This window comes from Mycobacterium talmoniae, assembly GCF_001854525.1.
Taxonomy (GTDB): Bacteria; Actinomycetota; Actinomycetes; order Mycobacteriales; family Mycobacteriaceae; genus Mycobacterium; species Mycobacterium talmoniae.
Window position 1 is genome coordinate 1 of the sequence record NZ_MLQM01000125.1, and the last position, 16,323, is coordinate 16,323.

A 16,323-nucleotide genomic window follows, 5' to 3' on the forward strand; every position below is an offset into this window, starting at 1 on the left:
CCGCCAGCACCAACACCGCGCCGTGCGGCGGTCCGGCCAGGGCCACCGCGCCACCCACACCCAGCAGCACCGCGGCCGCCAGCTGGGTGGGCGCCATGGCACGCAGGACCTGTTGACCGGGGTCGCCGCCGTGCGGCCGCCGCAGCGTCCATAGCCCACCCACCGTGGACGCGACGGCAGCGCACAGGCATAGCACACCCGCGATCAGCATGGCCCCACAATACGAGGCCCGGATCGCCGCCGAATGCGCGGCTCACCCCGCGTCGGGGCCGGGTCAACCCGAGAAGCCGGGCGCCCTGGGGGGTGCGGGCACCGCGGGTGCGCCCGGCACGCCCGCCGGGCCGGGCGGCGGCGCCGGCGCGTGCGCCGTGGTGGGGGCCGCCACCCGGAAGCCGTTGATGATGGCGTCGGTGGCCGGGGCGGCGGCGATCGCCCGGGTCGCCGCGGTGGTCACCGCCAGCGACACCAGATACCGGTCCGCCCCCGAGGTGGCGATGACGTAGCGCTGCGAGGTGTTCAGCGTCATCTCGTTTTGCCGGTAGGTGCCCTCGATCAGCGACGACGGGAAGCCGCCGAAGGTAGCCAGCGACGCGTTGGTGGTCCGCCAGGCCAGCTGCTGCCGGCTGTCGACGTAGCCGTGCGTGATTGCCTCCACGGGATCGAAGTCGCCGACCAGTTTGTACACCACCACCTGCGCGTTCGGGGTGTACAGCGAGTCGGCGTGCCGATCGGCGATCACCGCGAACGCGTCCACCACGTTGGGATCGGGCACCTGGGTCCACCCGGGCGGCACCGGCAAGGTGATGTCCAGCGCGTCGAAGCCCTGCGGTTTCTGCGGCTCCATCGCGACGTTGTGGGCCGCGAAGAACTCGCGCAGCGTTCCGGAGCGGGCCGGCGTGAGCACCGGCTGCTGGACCGGCTGCTGGGCCGGTTGTTGGACGGGCTGCTGGACCGGTTGTTGGACCGGCGCGCCGGGCACCCCGGGGAAGGTCGCGGGCGGCGCCACGGCCGCCGGGTTGGTGCCGACGGCGTTGGGGGTGACCGGCACGGCCGCCGGGGCCGGGGCCGGGGTGGGCGGCGACGGAAACAGCGGCTCGGCGGATGCGGTGCCGCCGGCCCAGCCCGCGGCGGCGACCACACCAGCGGCCAGCCCACCGAGCAGTAGTCGCCGGCGACGGGCAGTCTGCGTCATGGGTCGGGTCCTTCCGAACGGCTACGGGCGGGTGCAGCCCGCATCACGAGCCGACTGTAAGCAGCGCCACGCGCGCGGGGACAGAGCCGGAATCGACCTGGAACCGACCTGGAATGAAGCCCTGATCGGTCCGCAACGCAACCGAGACCAACCTGGTCGCCGAGCGGGCCGCCGGTACGGCCCTTATACCCTGTTCAGGTGACCGAATCCTCGACTACGCCGGTTCGCGGCGCCGGTGCCCTCGACGCCGACGCCGACGCGCCCCCGCACCGCTACACCGCGGAGTTGGCCGGACGCATCGAACGGGGCTGGCAGGACACCTGGGTGCGGCAGGGCACGTTCAACGTGCCCAACCCGGTCGGCGAGCTGGCCCCGGCCGACGGCGCGTCGGTGCCCGAGGACAAGATGTTCGTCCAGGACATGTTCCCCTACCCGTCGGGCGACGGGCTGCACGTCGGGCATCCGCTGGGCTACATCGCCACCGACGTCTACGCCCGGTATTTCCGGATGACCGGCCACAATGTGCTGCACGCCTTGGGGTTCGACGCGTTCGGGTTGCCCGCCGAGCAGTACGCGGTGCAAACCGGTACCCACCCGCGGACCCGGACCGAGGCCAACATCGTCAACTTCCGGCGCCAGCTGGGCCGGCTGGGCTTGGGCCACGACAGCCGCCGGACGTTTGCCACCACCGACGTCGAGTTCTACAAGTGGACGCAGTGGATCTTCCTGCAGATCTATAACGCCTGGTTCGACACCGACGCCAACAAGGCGCGACCGGTCGCCGAGCTGGTCGCCGAATTCGATTCCGGGGCCCGCACCCTCGACGACGGCCGGGACTGGGCTGCGCTGTCGACCGGGGAACGCGCCGACGTGGTCGACGGCTACCGGCTGGTCTACCGGGCCGACTCGCTGGTGAACTGGTGTCCCGGGCTGGGCACCGTGCTCGCCAATGAAGAGGTCACCGCCGACGGCCGCAGCGAGCGCGGAAACTTCCCGGTGTTCCGGAAGCGGTTGCGGCAGTGGATGATGCGGATCACCGCCTACTCCGACCGGTTGCTGGAGGACCTGGATGTGCTGGATTGGCCGGAAAAGGTCAAGACCATGCAGCGCAACTGGATCGGCCGGTCCACCGGTGCGGCGGTGCTGTTCGGCACCGACGCCGGCGATATCGAGGTGTTCACCACCCGCCCCGACACGCTGTTCGGGGCGATGTACATGGTGTTGGCGCCCGAGCACGACCTGGTCGACACCCTGGCGGCCGACGCGTGGCCCGACGGCGTCGATGCGCGCTGGACGTACGGGGCGGCCACCCCGCGCGACGCGGTGGCGGCCTACCGCGCCGGCATCGCCGCCAAGTCCGACCTGGAGCGCCAGGAGAACAAGGCCAAGACCGGGGTGTTTCTGGGCAGCTACGCCACCAACCCGGTCAACGGCGAGCTGGTGCCGATCTTCATCGCCGACTACGTGCTGATCGGGTACGGCACCGGCGCCATCATGGCCGTCCCGGGCCATGACCAGCGCGACTGGGAGTTCGCTCACGAGTTCGGCCTGCCGATCGTGGAAGTCATTGCCGGCGGCGATATTTCGCAGGCCGCCTACAGCGGCGACGGGGTGCTGGTGAACTCCGGCCAGCTCGACGGGCTGGGCGTGGCCGAGGCCAAGAAGGCGATCACCGAACGGTTGGCCGCCGACGGCCGCGGCTGGGCCCGCACCGAATACAAGTTGCGGGATTGGCTTTTCGCGCGGCAGCGGTACTGGGGTGAGCCATTCCCGATCGTCTACGACAGCGACGGGCGGGCGCACCCACTGGACGAGGCCGCACTGCCGGTCGAGCTGCCCGACGTGCCGGACTATTCGCCGGTGCTGTTCGACCCGGACGACGCCGACAGCGAGCCGTCCCCGCCGCTGGCCAAGGCCAGCGACTGGGTGCATGTCGAGCTGGACTTCGGTGACGGCCTCAAGCCCTACACCCGGGACACCAACGTGATGCCGCAGTGGGCCGGCAGCTCCTGGTACGAGCTGCGCTACATCGACCCGCACAACCCGGAGCAGTTCTGCGCCAAGGAAAATGAGGCCTACTGGATGGGTCCGCGGCCCGCCGAGCATGGCCCGGATGACCCCGGCGGGGTCGACCTCTATGTCGGCGGCGTCGAGCACGCGGTGCTGCACCTGCTGTATTCGCGGTTCTGGCACAAGGTGCTCTACGACCTGGGCCACGTCAGTTCCCGGGAGCCCTACCGGCGGCTGGTGAACCAGGGCTACATCCAAGCGTTCGCCTACACCGACGCCCGCGGCGCCTACGTGCCGGCGGCCGAAGTCGAGGAGCGCGACGGGGTATTCATCTACCCGAGCGCCGACGGCGACGTCGAGGTCTTCCAGGAATTCGGCAAAATCGGCAAGAGCCTGAAGAATTCGATCTCGCCCGACGAGATCTGCGACAACTACGGCGCCGACACGTTGCGCGTCTACGAGATGTCGATGGGCCCGCTGGAGATGTCGCGGCCGTGGGCCACCAAGGATGTCGTCGGCGCCTACCGGTTTTTGCAGCGGGTGTGGCGGCTGGTGGTCGATGAGCAGACCGGGACCAGCCGGGTCGCCAACCACGCCGCGCTGGACGAAGACACCCTGCGGTCGCTGCACCGCACCATCGCCGGGGTGTCGGAAGACTATGCCGCGCTGCGGAATAACACCGCGGTCGCCAAACTGATCGAATACACCAACTACCTGACCAAACAACACCGCGAGGCGGTGCCGCGGGCGGCGGTCGAGCCGCTGGTGCTGATGCTGGCGCCGCTGGCGCCGCATCTGGCCGAGGAGCTGTGGCAGCGGCTCGGGCACGATACGTCGTTGGCGCACGGCCCGTTTCCGGTCGCCGAGGCCGCGTACCTGGTCAGCGACACCGTCGAATTCCCGGTCCAGGTCAACGGCAAGAAGCGGGGCATCATCACGGTGCCCGCCGATGCCGACGCCGACACGCTGGAGGCCGCGGCGCTGGCCGACGAGAAGGTGCAGGCCTTTTTGGCGGGTGCGGTGCCCAAGAAGGTGATCGTGGTGCCCGGCCGGCTGGTCAACCTGGTGGTGTAGCGCTATCTAGGCCGCAGCACGATCTCGTGGACATGGGCGTCGGGCGGTGCGGTCACCGCCTGCGCGACCACCGCGGCCACCGTTTCCGGGCGCAGAAACCGGGCCGGGTCATAGTCACCGCCCTCGAAGGCGACCAGGTCGCGCTGCATGTCGGTATCGACCCGGCCGGGGTACACCGTGGTCACCCGCAGCGACGGCTCGTCGTCGCGCAGCGAATCGGCGAACGCCCGCAATGCGAACTTGCTGGCCGAATACGCCGCCATCCCGGCCGAAACCTTGCGTCCCGCCCCGGAATTGACGAACACCACCCGGCCCTCGCCGCTGCGCAACGCCGGCAGCAGCGCCAGCGTCAGCGCCACCGCGCCGACCACGTTCACCTCGAAGGTGGCCCGCCACTCGTCGGCGTGGCTCTCGGCGACCCGGCCGGGCACCATCACCCCGGCGTTGTGCACCAGCACATCGAGGCTGTCGATGGTTTCGGTGGCGGCTTCGATCGTGTCGGTGTCGGTCAGGTCCATCGGCCAGGTGGTCGCACCCAACCGGGTGGCCAGCGCGTCGAGCCGAGCCGAGGGACGCCCGCTGAGCAGCAAGGTGTGCGTCGGGGCCAGCGCGGTGGCGATGGCCGCGCCGATTCCGCCGGCCGCGCCGGTGATCAGGGCGGTGGGCATCCGCGAGTCAGGTTTGTTCGTCGGTGGGCGGGGTTTCCGCGTCGCACGTCGGCTGCTCGCAGGCGGCCAGCCGTTCCAGCGGCGCCAACGCCTGCGTCAGGGTGTCCAGTTCGGCCTCCGACAGCCGGCTCAGCATCGCCGCCAGCGCCGCCCGCCGGTTAGCCAGCGACTCCCGATGCACCGCCAGCCCGCGCGGGGTGATGTCGACGAGCACCGCCCGCAGGTCGGACGGGTCCCGGGTCCGCTTGACCAGGCCGATCTTTTCGAGTCGGCGGATCGCGACGGTGGTGGTCGGGGTGCGGACCCGTTCATGCGCGGCGAGTTCGGTCATCCGGATCGGGCCGCGGTCAAGCAATGTGACCAGGATCGACAGCTGCGCGAGGGTCAGCTCGCCCGTCGTGGCGCCGCTGGGATCGCCGCGACGCAGGATGGAAAACAACTTGGACAGGGTGCGGTGCAGTCCCTCGGCCAGTGCCGTCACCTCCGGCGCGCTGGCTTTGCTCTCCGCCATAGTTCGCTAGTCTAACCTGCTTGCCGGTTGGCGGGAGAACGGTTCGGTGATGTTGGCCATCACAGCACCTGGGACAGGAACTTTTGCAGCCGTTCGGTCTCGGCGGCTTCGAAGATCTGCTCCGGCGGCCCGGACTCCACCACTTTGCCGTGGTCCATGAACACCACGGCATCCGACGTCGAGCGGGCGAAACCCATTTCGTGGGTGACCACCACCATCGTCATCCCCTCGGCGCCGAGGTCGGCGATCAGCGCCAGGATGCCCTTGACCAATTCCGGGTCCAGCGCCGAGGTCGCCTCGTCGAACAGCATCACCTGGGGCTCCATCGCCAACGCGCGGGCGATCGCAACCCGTTGCTGCTGACCGCCGGACAACGCCCCGGGCCGTACCTCCGCCTTGTGTTTGAGGCCCACCCGCTCCAGCAACCGCAGCGCCAACTCCCGAGCCGCCTCCTCGGACAGCCGGCGCAGTTTGCGCGGCGCCAGCGTGACGTTGTCCAGCACGCTGCGGTGCGGGAACAAGTTGAAGTGCTGGAACACCATCCCGATGCGCTGACGCAGATCGTCGGGATCGTCGGCGAGCACCGACCGGCCACCCAGCAGCACGTCACCGCGATCGGGTTCATACAGCCGGTTCAGGGTCCGCAGCATGGTGGACTTGCCGGACCCGGACGGTCCGATCACCGCGACCGTGCTGCCCGCCGGCACCTCGAGGTCGACGCCCCGCAACACCGTGTTCTTGCCGAACGACAGGTGAATGTCCTTGCCTTCCAGGGAGACCGGCTCGCGATCGGCCATTACGTCATCTCCTGACCGGACGTCGTGGTGAGTAGGTCGGCGGGTTCTTCGGGCTCGCCGGCCCGGCCGCGACGTAGCCGGGCGTCGACGACGTTGACCAGATGCGTCAGCGGGATGGTCAACACCAGGTAGAGCAGCCCGGCGGCCACCAGCGGGGACAGGCTGCCGGTTTGGGCGTTGAAGTCGCGGCCCACCTGGAACAGCTCGCGTTGCCCGGCGATCAGACCCAGGAAGTACACCAGCGCCGAGCCCTTCAGCAGCGCGATGAACTGGTTGACCAGCGCGGGCAGCACCCGCCGGATGCCCTGCGGGATCACCACCAACCGCATCGAGGACGGGTAGCTGAATCCCAACGCCCGGGCCGCCTCCAGCTGGCCGGATTCGACGCTTTGGATGCCGGAGCGCAGGATCTCACCGACATAGGCGGCGGCGGTCAGCCCCAGCGCGGCGATCCCGAGCGGATACGGGTTGTTGCCGGTCAACCCGCCCACCAGCGGCCCGACGCCCAACCCGATGAACAAGATGATCAGCACCTCGGGCAGGCCCCGGAAGATGTCGGTGTACACCCGCGCCGGCCAGCGCAGCCAGCGGGTGCCGGAGATCCCGGCGACCGCCAGCGCCATGCCGGCCACCAGGCCGATGACGCCGGCGCTGATGGTCAGCAACAAGGTGTTGGGCAGCCCGGTCTTGAGCAGCACCGGCAGCGCCTCGGCGTACAGCTGCCAGTCGAGGAACGAGTCGCGCAGCTGCTCGAGGGTCGACTTCGGCTCGGGGGCATCCGCTTCGAGTTTGTGGTTGCGTTTGGCGATCGCGGCGAAGTCCGGCAGGTGCGGGATGGGGGCGGACTTCGAGCCGGGCTCCCAGCCCGGCGGCAGCGGCCGCGGCACCCAGTCGGTGTACAGCTGGGGCCAGGTGCCGTCGGCGATCACCGCGTCCAACCCCGAGTTCAGCGCGTTGATCAGCGCCCGGTTCTCCTTGGCGACCGCATACGCCTCAAAGTTGCCCAGGCTGAACGTGTTTCCGACGATCGCGGTGGGGTCGCCGGGGCGCACCACGTTGAGGGCCTCCAGCGCCGGCGCGATCCAGGCGTCGACCTGGCGGCTTTTCAGGGTGGCGTACAGGGTGTTGTAGTCGGGGAACCGCACCGGTTCCAGCTCCAACGTGTCGACGACGTAGGCGTCCTCGACGGTGCCCTGCACCACACCGATGCGTTGCCCGGCCGCCAGGTCGTCGAATCCGGAGATCGGTGAGCCGACCGGCACGACCAGCGACATGTAGCCGAAGTTGTAGCCGTTGGTGAAGCCGACCGTGCGCCGGCGCGCGTCGGTCGCGGTGATCGACGCCGAGCCGACGTCGAAGCGGCCGGACGCCACCTGGGCCAGCATGCCGAAGAAGTCGGTGCCGACGAAGTTGACCCGCAGGCCCAGCTTGTGGGCGATGGCGCGCAGCAGTTCGTTGTCGAAGCCGGTGTAGTGCCCGACGGCGGTGATGCAGGTCGCCGGCGGGCTGTTGGACAGCGTGCCGACGGTGAGCACCCCGGGCGTGGCCAGCCCCAGCGTGTTGATGTCCACGTCTTCCAACGGCTCGACATCGGCGGTGGTGTATTTGTCTTCCTGCGGCCGTTTGGCCTTGGCCAGCTTGGGCGGCAACGCGATCGCGTTCTCCATGCCGGGTGGGGCGCACTGGTCCGGGGCGGCCGCGGCCGGCGGCGCCGTGCCGAGGCTGCCCACGATCAGCAGCGTGGCGATCAGCGCCGGCACTCGTCTGCCGAGCTGGATAGCCCGGTCCGGGCGAAACTTCATTACCTCACGGTAATGGGCAAACCTGTCCGCGGGGCTTGGTGGGCGTCAGAACACGGCGGCGGGTTGCTCGGGGGTGGGCGCCGCGCTGAACACTCGGCGCCGCACCAACTCGGCCAGCATGAGCTGGGACATCAGCTCGGAGCGGCCCAGGCACGCCGCGCGGGCGGCCTCCGGGTCCCGCCGATGGATCGCGGTGTTTTCGGCTTCGTAGAACGGCAGCATCTGGTCGGGTTTTTCCATGTAGGTCACCCAGAACGTCAGCGGCACCAGGCTTTGCGACGCGCGGATCATCGCCTGCAGCCGCGGCCCGGCGTAGGCGGCGTTGATGATGCGCCGGTATTCCCAGCCGGCCTCCCGGAACGCGCGGGTCTCCATCGATGCCCGCATCCGCGCCATCAGCTCGTCGAGCCGGGTGATGAGCTCCGGGGTGGGGTTGGCCGCCGCCCGAGCCGAGGCCAGCCCGTGCAGCAGGCCGTACAGCTCGTGGTGTTCGCGCAGCGCGGCCTCGTCGAAGCGTTCCACGAACGCCCCGCGGTGATAGCGGGTGGACAGGATGCCGTCGTGTTCGAGCTGCAGGATGGCCTCTTGGATGGGAACCCGGCTCAGGCCCAGGTCCTCGGCGATCTCGTTGCGGTCGACCCGGTCACCGGTGCGCAGCTTGCCGGTCAGCACCAGGTTGAGGATGTGCGCCACAACCTGGTCCTTCTCTTTGACCCCATACTTCTTCGGCACCGATGTGGGAGTCTTGCACGCTACTGCCGGTCGCGCCAGCGGCAAAGGGCCTCGGCGCCGGTCAGGTCGTAGTCGGGGCCGCTGCTGCCGATGGTCAGCAGGTTCACCCCGAGTTCGGCCAGCGCGTCGGCTTCGGCGAGCAGCGCGTCGACCCCGGCCTGCCCTTGTTCCCCGCCGACCGCGGCGGAGCGTTCGATGCTGGCCGGGTCGCGCCCGACCGCGGCGCAGTGCTCGGCCAGCACCGCCGATTTGTGCGGGTAGGTGTCGGCGGTGGCGAAGCTGTGCCACATGTCGGCGTACTCGGCGACCAGGCGCAGCGTCTTGCGCTCACCCTCGCCGCCGATCAGCAGCGGAATGGCGCGGGTGGGCGCCGGATTGAGCTGGCCGAGCCGGGACTGGATGCGCGGCAGCGCGGCCGCCAGCTCGTCGAGCCGGCTGCCGGCGGTGCCGAACTCGTAGCCGTACTCGCGGTAGTCGCGGTGCTTCCAGCCCGACCCGATCCCCAGGATCAGCCGGCCGTCGCCGATGTGGTCGACCGTGCGGGCCATGTCGGCGAGCAGTTCGGGGTTGCGGTAGGAGTTACACGACACCAGCGCCCCGATCTGGATGCGGGAGGTTTGTTCGGCCCAGGCCGCCAACATGGTCCAGCATTCGAAGTGCGGGCCGTCGCGGTCGCCGTAGAGCGGGAAGAAGTGATCCCAGTTGAACGCCACGTCGACGCCGAGATCTTCGCAGCGCCGGACCGCGTCCCGGATCAGCCGGTATTGCGGGGCGTGCTGCGGTTGCAGTTGCACACCGATGCGGAGGGGATGGGAGACCATAGGCCTACGGTAGGCGGTCGGCCGGCCGAAGCGGAGTTATCCGAGGCGCTGGGCCAGCCGGTCGAGTTTGTGGGTGACCTCGGTGTCGTCGGCGTCCGGCAGCAGGAACAGGCAGCGGTCGATCCCGGCGGCCGCGTAGCGCTCGGCCATGCCGTCGGCCGCCGACGCGCCGAACAGGCTGATCGGTACCCGGTCCCGTCCGGCGTCGGCGGCGCGGCGCTGCAGCTTGTCGGCGCGCTCGGCGAACGCGTCGATGTTGTCGCGGGTGACGCTTTGGGCCAGCCAGCCGTCCCCGACGGCCAGGATGCGGTCCTCCACGGTGGGCCCCATCCCGCCGACCAGCACCGGCGGCGGTGCTTGGATCGGCTTCGGATACGACCAGATCGGGTCGAAATCCACGTACTGGCCGTGGTATTCGGGTTGCTCGTCACGCCAGATGCGCCGCATCGCCGCGACCCGTTCGTGCAGGATCGCCATCCGCACCCGCGGATCGGTGCCGTGGTTGGCCATCTCTTCCCGGTTCCACCCGGCGCCCACCCCGAACAGGAATCGGCCCCCGGAGAGCCGGTCGACGCTGGCCACCTGCTTGGCGGTGGTGATCGGGTCGCGTTCGACCACCAGGCACACGCCGGTGCCGATCTTCAACCGGCGGGTCGCCGCGGCGGCCGCCGTGCACGCCACGAACGGATCGTAGGTGTGGATGTACATCCGGGGCAGCTCGCCGCCGCCGGGGTAGGGCGACTTGCGGCTGACCGGGATGTGGGTGTGTTCACAAAACAGCAGCGACTCGAAGCCCCGCTCCTCGGCGGCCGCCGCCAGAGCGTCGGGCTGCATGCCGTAGTCGGTGGGGAAGTAGCACAAACCAAACTGCATCTTCGGGTGCCTCCTTGCCTATCGGCGCACTGCGTGCGACCACCCAACCGGATCAACGTCCATCGAGCACACCGCGCAAGATGTCGACCAACGCGCGGGGTTGATCGCTTTGCACGGAATGCCCCGAGTCGGCGACGACGTGGCTGCGCAGCCCCGGGCTGCGCCGCGCGTACTCGTCGACGTCGGCGTCGGAGACGAACGCCGAATCGGCGCCGCGGATCAGCGTGGTCGGGGCGGTGATCGCCGACACGTCGGTCCACAGTTCGGCGAAGTCGCGGAACGTGCGCATGGTGTCGTAGCGCCAGGCCCACTGGCCGTCGGGCAGCCGCTGGGCGTTGTGGAATATGCCGCGCCGCAGCGATTTCGGGTCCCGGTGCGGTGCGGCCGCGACGGCCAGCGCCAGGATCGAGGCGAAGTCCGGGAAGGTCCGCGGCCCGTGCGCCAGCTCAACGGTGCCGCGATCGGCCGGGGTCATCTGGGAATGCCGTTGCAGCGCCGAGGGAGTCACGTCGACCACGGCCAGCTGTCGGACGAGGTCCGGTGCGGTGGCCGCCAACCGGATCGCGGTCAGCCCGCCCAGCGACATCCCGACCAGCAAGTCGGCGTCCGGCGCCAGCTCCCGCAGCACCGGCTCCAGCGCGGCCGCGTTCTGCTGCGGCGTGTAGTCGCCGTCCTCGCGCCACCCGGACCGTCCGTGGCCGGGCAGATCCACCGCCACCGCCGGCTCACCCAGGCCGAGGATGACGGTGTCCCAGGTGTGCGCGTTCTGCGCCCCGCCGTGCAGGAACACCACCCGCGGCGCCGCGGCGCCCCAGCGCAGCGCGCTGATCCCGCCGACCTGCACGCGTTCGACGGGCGGGGGCGGGCCGGCCACCCCGGCCTGCTCGGCGTTCTCGGACAGCAGCGCGAATTCGGACAGCCCGGCCAACTCGTCGTCGGAAATCACGACGCCGACGTTACCCCGCACTGACTCTGCGGCCAGGGCGCGAAAACGCGAGTAGGTGGCGCCGTCAACGCACAGTCAACGGCTTAGCCGGTGATGAAGTCTTCGAGCTGGGTGCGGGCCACATCGTCGGGCAACTGCTGCGGCGGGCTCTTCATCAGGTAGGCCGACGCCGGGATGACCGGTCCGCCCACCCCGCGGTCCAACGCGATCTTGGCCGCGCGCACCGCGTCGATGATCACGCCCGCCGAGTTCGGCGAGTCCCACACCTCGAGCTTGTACTCCAGGTTCAGTGGCACGTCCCCGAAGGCGCGGCCTTCCAGCCGCACGTAGGCCCACTTGCGGTCATCGAGCCAGCCGACGTGGTCGGACGGGCCGATGTGCACATCCTTGGTGTTGAACTCGCGGTGCAGGTTGCTGGTGACGGCCTGGGTCTTGGAGATCTTCTTGGACTCCAGCCGCTCCCGCTCCAGCATGTTGAGGAAGTCCATGTTGCCGCCCACGTTGAGCTGCATGGTGCGGTCCAGTTGCACGCCGCGGTCCTCGAACAGCTTGGCCATCACCCGGTGGGTGATGGTGGCGCCGACCTGGCTCTTGATGTCGTCGCCGACGATTGGCACGCCGGCGTCGGTGAACTTCTTGGCCCACACCGGATCCGACGCGATGAACACCGGCAGCGCGTTGACGAACGCCACCCCGGCGTCGATCGCGCACTGGGCGTAGAACTTGTCGGCTTCCTCGGAGCCCACCGGCAGGTAGGAAACCAGCACGTCGACCTTGGCGTCGCGCAGCACCTGCACCACGTCGACCGCCTCGACGTCGGAGACCTCGATGGTGTCGGCGTAGTACTTGCCGATGCCGTCCAGCGTCGGCCCGCGCTGCACCACCACGTTGGTGGGCGGCACGTCGGCGATCTTGATGGTGTTGTTCTCCGAGGCGAAGATGGCCTCGGACAGGTCGAAGCCGACCTTCTTGGCGTCCACGTCGAACGCGGCGACGAACTTCACGTCGCGGACGTGGTACGGCCCCAACCGCACGTGCATCAAACCCGGCACCGTCGAGTTCTCGTCGGCGTCGTGGTAGTACTGGACGCCCTGTACCAGCGAGGACGCGCAGTTGCCGACGCCGACAATGGCGACTCGCACATCCGTCGACGCCTCCGGCGCGGTTTGCTCACTCATGGACGCTCTCCTTCTCCTACCTTCTGATTCGTGCTGTGCACTGGGTGGCTAGGCCTAAACCCGGCCCTAGGTCTGTTCGGCTCGGCCTTGCGCCACGTGTTCGGCGGCGATCAGCTCGTTGAGCCACTTGACTTCGCGTTCGCTGGACTCCAGCCCGAGCTGATGCAGCTGGCGGGTGTACCGGTCGAACGAACTGCTGGCCCGCGCCACCGCGTTGCGCAGGCCCTCGCGGCGTTCCTCCACCTGACGGCGACGGCCCTCCAGGATCCGCATCCGCGCCTCGGCGGGGGTGCGGTTGAAGAAGGCCAGGTGTACCCCGAAGCCGTCGTCGGTGTAGTTCTGCGGGCCGGTGTCGGCGACCAGTTCGGAAAACCGCTGCCGGCCGGCGTCGGTCAGCTGGTAGACGCGGCGGGCGCGGCGCACCGGCGTCCCGGCCGGGGCGGCGTCCTCGGCGATCAACCCGTCGGCCTGCATCCGGCGCAGCGCGGGATACAGCGAGCCGTACGAAAACGCGCGAAACGCCCCCAGCAGACCGGTCAAGCGTTTCCGCAACTCGTAGCCGTGCATCGGTGATTCGAGCAGGAGCCCAAGGATGGCGAGCTCCAGCATCGGGTCACCTCCTCCGCTCGGCTGTTACGACGCTTCGACGCTTCGCGCCATAGTATCGCCCCGATATATTCGCCGCCAAACCTTGACCGAGATCGTGGCCGCGCGGCGGGGAGCCGGTGCGGCTCACACATCGCTGGCACCGCGGTGGTCTGCCGGGGGTCGTACTCTGGTCAACGTGCGATTGCAGCGACAGGTGGTGGATTACGCGCTTCGGCGCCGCTCACTGCTGGCCGAGGTGTATTCCGGGCGCACCGGCGTCACCGAAGTGTGCGATGCCAACCCCTACCTGTTGCGCGCCGCCAAGTTCCACGGAAAACCCAGCGCGGTGGTGTGCCCGATCTGCCGAAAGGAGCAGCTCACCTTGGTGTCGTGGGTGTTCGGCGACCACCTGGGCGCGGTGTCCGGCTCGGCGCGCACCGCCGAGGAGCTGGTCCTGCTGGCCACCCGGTACGAGGAATTCTCGGTGCACGTGGTGGAGGTCTGCCGGACCTGCAGCTGGAACCACCTGGTGAAGTCGTATGTGCTTGGCGCGGCCCGCCCCCCCAAGGGCACCCGCAGCACGCGGACGGCGCGCAACGGCGCGCGCACGGCCAGTGAATAACGACGGGCGCGGCGACCGGTCAGCCAGTGATGATCTGAACGGATCGCCGGGCGACGATGCCGCGCCGCGCCGGTCCGGCGAGGACGGTCGCCGCGGCGCCGATCACGACCAGCCGCGCGGGCCGCGGCGCCCGATTCCCCCCGACGACCGGCTGACCACCATCATTCCGCCGGTCAAAGACGACACCTCGCCGCGGCTGCGGGACCCGATCGAGGCCGTCAAGGCCGCCCTGGACGGCGGCGCCCCCCGCGAACGCGACCAGCGGCTCAGCGGTGCCGGGTCACCGCCGCGGCGCGAGTCGCGGCCCGAGCGGCCCGAGCCCCGCGACCCCGACGAACCCCGGGAGCGGCGCCGGGCGCTGGAGCCGCCGCCGCGGCTGCTGCCGCCGATCAACTGGAAGTGGGTGCGGCGCGGGCTGTACGCGGCGGCCGCGGTGCTGGTCGCGCTGCCGATCATCACGTTCGCGATGGCATATTTCATCGTCGACATTCCCAAGCCGGGCGACATCCGCACCAACCAGGTGTCGACGATCCTGGCCAGCGACGGCTCCGAGCTGGCGAAGATCGTTCCGCCGGAAGGCAACCGGGTCGACGTCAACATCGACCAGGTGCCGGTGCACGTGCGCAACGCGGTGATCGCCGCCGAGGACCGCGACTTCTACTCCAACCCCGGGTTCTCGTTCAGCGGTTTCGCGCGGGCGATCAAGAACAACATTTTCGGCGGCGACCTGCAGGGCGGATCCACCATCACCCAGCAGTACGTCAAAAACGCACTGGTCGGGGCGCAGCGGTCCGGCATGGGTGGGCTGCTGCGCAAGTCCAAGGAGCTCGTCATCGCCGCCAAGATGTCGAGCCAGTGGTCCAAGGACGATGTGCTGCAGGCCTACCTGAACATCATCTACTTCGGTCGCGGCGCCTACGGGATCGCCGCGGCCTCCGAGGCGTATTTCGGCAAACCCGTCGAGCAGCTCAACGTCGCCGAGGGCGCGCTGTTGGCCGCGCTCATCCAGCGGCCGTCCACGCTGGATCCCGCGATCGACCCGGAGGGCGCCGCCGAACGCTGGAACTGGGTGCTCGACGGCATGGTGGAGACCGGCGCGCTGTCGGCCAGCGACCGCCGCGGGCAGGTCTTTCCGCCCACCGTGCCGCCGGAGGCCGCCCGCGCCCAGAGCCAGACCTCCGGGCCCAACGGGCTGATCCAGCGGCAGGTCACCAAGGAGCTGCTCGACCTGTTCGACATCGACGAGCAGACGCTGAACACCCAGGGGCTGCAGGTCACCACCACCATCGACCCGAAGGATCAGAAGGCCGCCGAGGACGCGGTGGGCAAGTACCTCGACGGGCAGGACCCCGATATGCGGGCCGCGGTGGTGTCCATCGATCCGCACGACGGCGCGGTCAAGGCCTACTTCGGCGGCACCGACGCGCACGGGTTCGACTTCGCGCAGGCCGGGCTGCAGACCGGGTCGTCGTTCAAGGTGTTCGCGTTGGTGGCGGCGCTGGAGCAGGGCATCGGGCTGGGGTATCAGGTGGACAGCTCCCCGCTCACCGTCGACGGCATCAAGATCACCAACGTGGAGGGTGAGGGCTGCGGCAACTGCAATATCGCCGAGGCGCTGAAACGCTCGCTGAACACCTCCTACTACCGGCTGATGCTCAAACTCAAAAACGGGCCGCAGGACGTCGCGGAGGCCGCGCATCAGGCCGGGGTGGCCGAGAGCTTCCCCGGGGTGTCGCACACGCTGTCCGAGGACGGCAAGGGCGGGCCACCGAATAACGGGATCGTGTTGGGCCAGTACCAGACCCGGGTGATCGACATGGCGTCGGCGTACGCCACGCTGGCCGACTCCGGGGTGTATCACCGGCCGCATTTCGTGCAGAAGGTGGTCAACTCCGACGGCAAGGTGCTCTTCGACGCGGCCACCGCGGACGACAGCGGTGAACAGCGCATCGACAAGGCCGTCGCCGACAACGTCACCTCGGCGATGCAGCCGATCGCCGGCTACTCCCGCGGCCACAACCTGGCCGGGGGCCGGGCGTCGGCGGCCAAGACCGGAACCACCCAGCTCGGGGACACCGGCGCCAACAAGGACGCCTGGATGGTCGGGTACACCCCGTCGCTGTCGACGGCGGTGTGGGTGGGCACCGTCGAGGGCGACCAGCCGCTGGTGAACAAGTGGGGGTCACCGGTGTACGGGTCCAGCATCCCGTCGGACATCTGGAAAGCGACCATGGACGACGCCCTGAAGGGCACCGACAAGGAGTCGTTCCCCAAGCCCACCGAGATCGGCGGCTACGCCGGGGCCCCCGCGGCGCCGGCCCCGCCGCCGGCCGCGCCGCCGCCGTCGGAGATCGTCATCCAGCCCACCATCGAGATCGCGCCCGGCATCACCATTCCGGTGGGGCCACCGACCACCATTCCGGCCGGCCCGGCCGCGCCGCCGCCCGGGCAGCCGCCGGGGCAGGCGCCGGAGAATCCCGCAGAATCGCCGCCCCCGCCGCCACCGCGA

General features: G+C 69.6%; 14 protein-coding genes and 1 pseudogene. 3 read left to right on the forward strand and 12 right to left on the reverse strand.

Going from position 1 to position 16,323, the window contains the following annotated elements; genetic code table 11:
• Positions 1-211 (reverse strand): annotated as a pseudogene (locus BKN37_RS19315) (hypothetical protein); the annotation flags it as partial.
• Between the two features lie 63 nt (positions 212-274).
• Positions 275-1,192, reverse strand: a complete 918-nt coding sequence (locus tag BKN37_RS19320) for an LpqN/LpqT family lipoprotein (protein WP_071028575.1) — start codon at positions 1,190-1,192, stop codon at positions 275-277.
• A gap of 198 nt (positions 1,193-1,390) precedes the next feature.
• Here BKN37_RS19320 and leuS point away from each other — a divergent pair, with 198 nt between their 5' ends.
• Positions 1,391-4,276: a leucine--tRNA ligase gene (gene leuS, locus BKN37_RS19325; RefSeq protein WP_071028576.1), complete on the forward strand. Its 2,886-nt coding sequence runs from the start codon at positions 1,391-1,393 to the stop codon at positions 4,274-4,276.
• Between the two features lie 2 nt (positions 4,277-4,278).
• Here the strand turns inward: leuS and BKN37_RS19330 are convergent, their stop codons facing one another.
• The 10 genes from BKN37_RS19330 to BKN37_RS19375 form a co-directional block, all read right to left on the reverse strand.
• Positions 4,279-4,944 (reverse strand): SDR family oxidoreductase, encoded by a 666-nt coding sequence (locus BKN37_RS19330; protein WP_071028577.1) that lies wholly within the window; start codon positions 4,942-4,944, stop codon positions 4,279-4,281.
• Between the two features lie 7 nt (positions 4,945-4,951).
• Positions 4,952-5,455 carry a MarR family winged helix-turn-helix transcriptional regulator gene (locus BKN37_RS19335; protein WP_071028578.1) on the reverse strand — a complete coding sequence of 168 codons (504 nt, stop codon included), beginning with the start codon at positions 5,453-5,455 and terminating at the stop codon, positions 4,952-4,954.
• A gap of 59 nt (positions 5,456-5,514) precedes the next feature.
• Positions 5,515-6,252 carry an amino acid ABC transporter ATP-binding protein gene (locus BKN37_RS19340; RefSeq protein ID WP_071028579.1) on the reverse strand — a complete coding sequence of 246 codons (738 nt, stop codon included), beginning with the start codon at positions 6,250-6,252 and terminating at the stop codon, positions 5,515-5,517.
• Positions 6,252-8,054, reverse strand: a complete 1,803-nt coding sequence (locus tag BKN37_RS19345) for an ABC transporter substrate-binding protein/permease (protein WP_095407137.1) — start codon at positions 8,052-8,054, stop codon at positions 6,252-6,254. The genes BKN37_RS19340 and BKN37_RS19345 overlap by 1 nt, the downstream gene beginning before the upstream one ends.
• 45 nt (positions 8,055-8,099) lie before the next feature.
• Positions 8,100-8,786, reverse strand: coding sequence for a GntR family transcriptional regulator (locus tag BKN37_RS19350; protein ID WP_071028580.1), 687 nt, complete (start codon positions 8,784-8,786; stop codon positions 8,100-8,102).
• A gap of 20 nt (positions 8,787-8,806) precedes the next feature.
• Positions 8,807-9,607, reverse strand: a complete 801-nt coding sequence (locus BKN37_RS19355) for an LLM class F420-dependent oxidoreductase (RefSeq protein ID WP_071028581.1) — start codon at positions 9,605-9,607, stop codon at positions 8,807-8,809.
• Positions 9,608-9,643: 36 nt separating this feature from the next.
• Positions 9,644-10,480, reverse strand: coding sequence for an LLM class F420-dependent oxidoreductase (locus BKN37_RS19360; protein WP_071028582.1), 837 nt, complete (start codon positions 10,478-10,480; stop codon positions 9,644-9,646).
• Positions 10,481-10,532: 52 nt separating this feature from the next.
• Positions 10,533-11,426 carry an alpha/beta fold hydrolase gene (locus BKN37_RS19365; RefSeq protein WP_095407138.1) on the reverse strand — a complete coding sequence of 298 codons (894 nt, stop codon included), beginning with the start codon at positions 11,424-11,426 and terminating at the stop codon, positions 10,533-10,535.
• Positions 11,427-11,509: 83 nt separating this feature from the next.
• A complete protein-coding gene (locus BKN37_RS19370; protein WP_071028583.1) occupies positions 11,510-12,604 on the reverse strand; it encodes an inositol-3-phosphate synthase in 1,095 nt (364 codons plus the stop codon).
• 66 nt (positions 12,605-12,670) lie between these two features.
• Entirely contained in the window at positions 12,671-13,213 is a 543-nt protein-coding gene (locus BKN37_RS19375) for a PadR family transcriptional regulator (protein WP_071028584.1), read from the reverse strand.
• 175 nt (positions 13,214-13,388) lie between these two features.
• On the opposite strand from BKN37_RS19375, the gene BKN37_RS19380 reads away from it, so the two are divergent.
• Complete coding sequence (locus BKN37_RS19380) at positions 13,389-13,814, forward strand: DUF5318 family protein (RefSeq protein ID WP_071028585.1); 426 nt, start codon at positions 13,389-13,391, stop codon at positions 13,812-13,814.
• Positions 13,807-16,323, forward strand: a 2,517-nt coding sequence (locus BKN37_RS19385; protein WP_071028586.1) for a transglycosylase domain-containing protein, incomplete at its 3' end; no start/stop codon positions are given. The genes BKN37_RS19380 and BKN37_RS19385, both read left to right, overlap by 8 nt.

Bases quoted from the DNA above. Each gene is read 5' to 3' on its own strand.
- BKN37_RS19320 (WP_071028575.1), bottom strand. From the start codon at position 1,192: ATGACGCAGACTGCCCGTCGCCGGCGACTACTGCTCGGTGGGCTGGCC.
- BKN37_RS19330 (WP_071028577.1), bottom strand. From the start codon at position 4,944: ATGCCCACCGCCCTGATCACCGGCGCGGCCGGCGGAATCGGCGCGGCC.
- BKN37_RS19335 (WP_071028578.1), bottom strand. From the start codon at position 5,455: ATGGCGGAGAGCAAAGCCAGCGCGCCGGAGGTGACGGCACTGGCCGAG.
- BKN37_RS19340 (WP_071028579.1), bottom strand. From the start codon at position 6,252: ATGGCCGATCGCGAGCCGGTCTCCCTGGAAGGCAAGGACATTCACCTG.
- BKN37_RS19345 (WP_095407137.1), bottom strand. From the start codon at position 8,054: ATGAAGTTTCGCCCGGACCGGGCTATCCAGCTCGGCAGACGAGTGCCG.
- BKN37_RS19355 (WP_071028581.1), bottom strand. From the start codon at position 9,607: ATGGTCTCCCATCCCCTCCGCATCGGTGTGCAACTGCAACCGCAGCAC.
- BKN37_RS19360 (WP_071028582.1), bottom strand. From the start codon at position 10,480: ATGCAGTTTGGTTTGTGCTACTTCCCCACCGACTACGGCATGCAGCCC.
- BKN37_RS19370 (WP_071028583.1), bottom strand. From the start codon at position 12,604: ATGAGTGAGCAAACCGCGCCGGAGGCGTCGACGGATGTGCGAGTCGCC.
- BKN37_RS19375 (WP_071028584.1), bottom strand. From the start codon at position 13,213: ATGCTGGAGCTCGCCATCCTTGGGCTCCTGCTCGAATCACCGATGCAC.